At 67.9% G+C, this 3,298-nt stretch carries 3 protein-coding genes; 1 reads left to right on the top strand and 2 read right to left on the bottom strand.

The features are described 5' to 3' along the window. Positions 1-125: 125 nt before the first annotated feature. A complete protein-coding gene (gene arc, locus ACFVZW_RS19880) occupies positions 126-1,892 on the bottom strand; it encodes a proteasome ATPase (RefSeq protein WP_376434445.1) in 1,767 nt (588 codons plus the stop codon). A gap of 254 nt (positions 1,893-2,146) precedes the next feature. Here arc and ACFVZW_RS19875 point away from each other — a divergent pair, with 254 nt between their 5' ends. Beyond that, positions 2,147-2,458, top strand: a complete 312-nt coding sequence (locus ACFVZW_RS19875; protein ID WP_384522984.1) for a ferredoxin — start codon at positions 2,147-2,149, stop codon at positions 2,456-2,458. Positions 2,459-2,462: 4 nt separating this feature from the next. Here the strand turns inward: ACFVZW_RS19875 and ACFVZW_RS19870 are convergent, their stop codons facing one another. Next, entirely contained in the window at positions 2,463-3,035 is a 573-nt protein-coding gene (locus ACFVZW_RS19870) for a hypothetical protein (RefSeq protein ID WP_384522982.1), read from the bottom strand. Positions 3,036-3,298 lie beyond the last annotated feature (263 nt).

The following is a 3,298-nucleotide window of genomic DNA, read 5'->3' as shown; positions in this document are numbered from 1 at the left end:
GACAGCCCCCTCGCGCCGCGCCGCCGGGGGGGGGGGGGGTTTTTATTTTAGTTTTGTTGTGGTCTTGTAAACCGCCGGCGGGGGGGCGTGCGGGCCCCCCCCCCCCCCCCCCGCCGGTGTGCGATCTACAGGTACTGACCGGTGTTCGCCACCGTGTCGATGGAGCGCCCGGTGTCCGCGCCCTGCTTTCCGGTGACAAGGGTGCGGATGAAGACGATCCGCTCGCCCTTCTTTCCGGAGATCCGGGCCCAGTCGTCGGGGTTGGTGGTGTTGGGCAGGTCCTCGTTCTCCTTGAACTCGTCCACGCATGCCTGGAGGAGGTGGGAGACGCGGATGCCCTTCTGGTTGTGGTCGAGGAAGGCCTTGATGGCCATCTTCTTGGCCCGGTCCACGATGTTCTGGATCATCGCTCCGGAGTTGAAGTCCTTGAAGTAGAGGACTTCCTTGTCGCCATTGGCGTACGTGACCTCGAGGAAGCGGTTCTCCTCGGATTCCGCGTACATCTGCTCGACCACGGACTGGATCATTCCGTGGGCGGCGGCCTCCTTCGAGCCCTGGTGCTCGGAGAGGTCGTCGGCGTGCAGCGGCAGCGAAGACGTGAGGTACTTCGCGAAGATGTCCTTCGCGGCCTCCGCGTCCGGACGCTCGATCTTGATCTTGACGTCGAGCCGGCCGGGCCGCAGGATCGCGGGGTCGATCATGTCCTCGCGGTTCGAGGCGCCGATGACGATGACGTTCTCCAGGCCCTCCACACCGTCGATCTCGGCGAGCAGCTGCGGGACGATCGTGTTCTCGACGTCCGAGCTGACTCCGGATCCACGGGTGCGGAAGAGGGACTCCATCTCGTCGAAGAAGACGATGACGGGGGTGCCCTCGCTCGCCTTCTCACGGGCACGCTGGAAGACGAGGCGGATGTGCCGCTCGGTCTCGCCGACGTACTTGTTGAGGAGTTCCGGGCCCTTGATGTTGAGGAAGTAGGACTTACCGGCGGGCTGGCCGGTGACCTCCGCGACCTTCTTGGCAAGGGAGTTGGCGACGGCCTTCGCGATCAGCGTCTTGCCGCAGCCGGGCGGACCGTAGAGCAGGATGCCCTTCGGAGGCCGCAGTTCGTGCTCCTTGAAGAGGTCCGGGTAGAGGTACGGAAGCTCGACCGCGTCCCTGATCATCTCGATCTGGCCGCCGAGGCCGCCGATCTTGGTGTAGTCGACGTCGGGGACCTCTTCGAGGACGAGCTCTTCGACCTCGCTCTTGGGGACCACTTCGTAGACGTAGCCGGACCTGGGTTCGAGCAGGAGGGCGTCGCCGGGGCGGATGGTGATGTCCAGCAGCGGCTCGGCGAGCCTGACCACCCGTTCCTCGTCCGTGTGCCCGATCACCAGGGCGCGCTCGCCGTCCTCGAGGATCTCCTTGAGGGTGACGATGTCCCCGGCGCGCTCGAATTCCATGGCCTCGACCACGTTGAGCGCCTCGTTGAGCATGACTTCCTGGCCGCGCCGGAGCTCGTCGAGCTCGACGCTGGGGCTGACGTTCACCCGGAGCTTCCGGCCCCCGGTGAAGATGTCGCAGGTGCCGTCCTCGTTGGCCTGCAGGAAGACACCGAAGCCTGCCGGTGGCTGTGCGAGCCGGTCGACCTCCTCCTTGAGGGCCACGATCTGGTCGCGGGCCTCACGGAGTGTGTTGGCGAGCCGCTCGTTCTGCGCGGACACGCCGGCCAGGTTTGTCTGCAGCTCGACGATCCGCTCTTCGAGAATCCTCGTATGACGCGGAGAGTCGGCGAGCTTGCGGCGCAGGACGGCGATTTCCTGCTCGAGATAGGCAACCTGGCCGGCGGGGTCTTCAGACCCCCGCCCCGGCCGGATGCCGCGGTTGATGTCGTCGTCGTGGGCTGCCACGGTCCTCACCTCCTCCAAGGGGAGCTGGACGCTTCCTGACCCTACCTGCGTGGGTGGTGATTGAAACCCCTAGATCACAAAGACTGTCGAGGCGTGTCCGATCTTCACCCTTGCGCTTCCCCTCACGCCAGTGGAATACCCACCCATCAACATCGGAAAGCGGGCGGTTGTATCGTCGTGAGTGGTCAACACCCGTCAGGCTTGACCGGACTTAGAAGAACGATCTCTTTCGACGCTCAGGAACGGCAGGAGACATGACCGTGCAGCACGAGGCCCCGACGACGGGCGCCGGCGAGGCGCTGGAGGTCTGGATCGACCAGGATCTCTGCACCGGGGACGGGATCTGCGCGCAGTACGCTCCCGAGGTCTTCGAGCTGGACATCGACGGGCTCGCCTATGTGAAGGGCTCGGACGACGAGCTGCTGCAGGAGACGGGGGCGACGACGCCGGTCCCGCTGCCGCTGCTCCAGGACGTCGTGGACTCCGCGAAGGAGTGCCCGGGCGACTGCATCCACGTGCGCCGGGTTTCGGACAGGGTCGAGGTCTACGGCCCTGACGCGGAGTGACCCGTCACACACTCCTCGCGTCGGCCTGAGCCACGCGGACGAAGCTTCCGCCCCGCCAGCGCCAGCTGACGCGCTCCTGCTCGTCGGGGCAGCAACTGGGTACGTCCGGGGACGAGTAGCCGAGCAGCGTGGCGGTGACCGCCCGGTCGCGTACGGCGAGAGCCGAGACGCTCTTCTGCTCCGAGGACTCGACGAGGGTCGCGACCACGCGCGCGTCCGGGCCGGTCTTGGCGTGGGTCAGCACATAGACGGCGTGGGGAGGTGTCCCCGATCCGGCTTCGCAGTGTACGACTGCGACGGTTTCCGGGTTCCCGTCTCCGTCGAGGTCCCCCGTGGCCCGCTGGGCGATCTTGACGGGGGCTCCCCCGCACTGCAGGGGGTAGTCGGCCGAGGCGGCGTCGGGGGCGGGTCGTGGGGCGGTGGTCCCGCTGCCCGCGGTCGTGGTGGTGGCGGTGGCGGCGCCGGGCTGCAGCAGGCCGGCGGCGGCCACGACGGCGGCCATGGCGGTCGCGGTGGCCAGCCAGTGCACCGGCCGGGCGTGGGTGTGCGCGAGGTCCGGGACGGCGGGGGGCTGCACGCGGGATGTCTCCTGTGACGGTGGTGCGGAAGGAGTTGCGGGCATCGTGCCACACGTCACAGGCAGGTGGAACAGGTGGGGTGCGGGCTGTCCGCAAAGATGCCGAACGTGAAGGTGCCGCCGTCGAGTTCCCCGCTCGGGGGGGGGGCCACGGCGGCGGCCCCCGGGGGGTGGGGGGGGGGGTGGTGATAGCGGGCGTGATCGTCGGGGGCGGGCCGCTGTGGGCTGTGGGGCGAGAGAGGGGGGTGGGGCTCTCGCGGTGT

Source organism: Streptomyces sp. NPDC059567 (assembly GCF_042735655.1).
GTDB lineage: Bacteria > Actinomycetota > Actinomycetes > Streptomycetales > Streptomycetaceae > Streptomyces.
This window is presented reverse-complemented; position numbering and strand designations above follow the sequence as displayed.

Coding starts and splice junctions, on each gene's coding strand:
- ACFVZW_RS19875 (WP_384522984.1), top strand. CDS start 2,147: ATGACCGTGCAGCACGAGGCCCCGACGACGGGCGCCGGCGAGGCGCTG.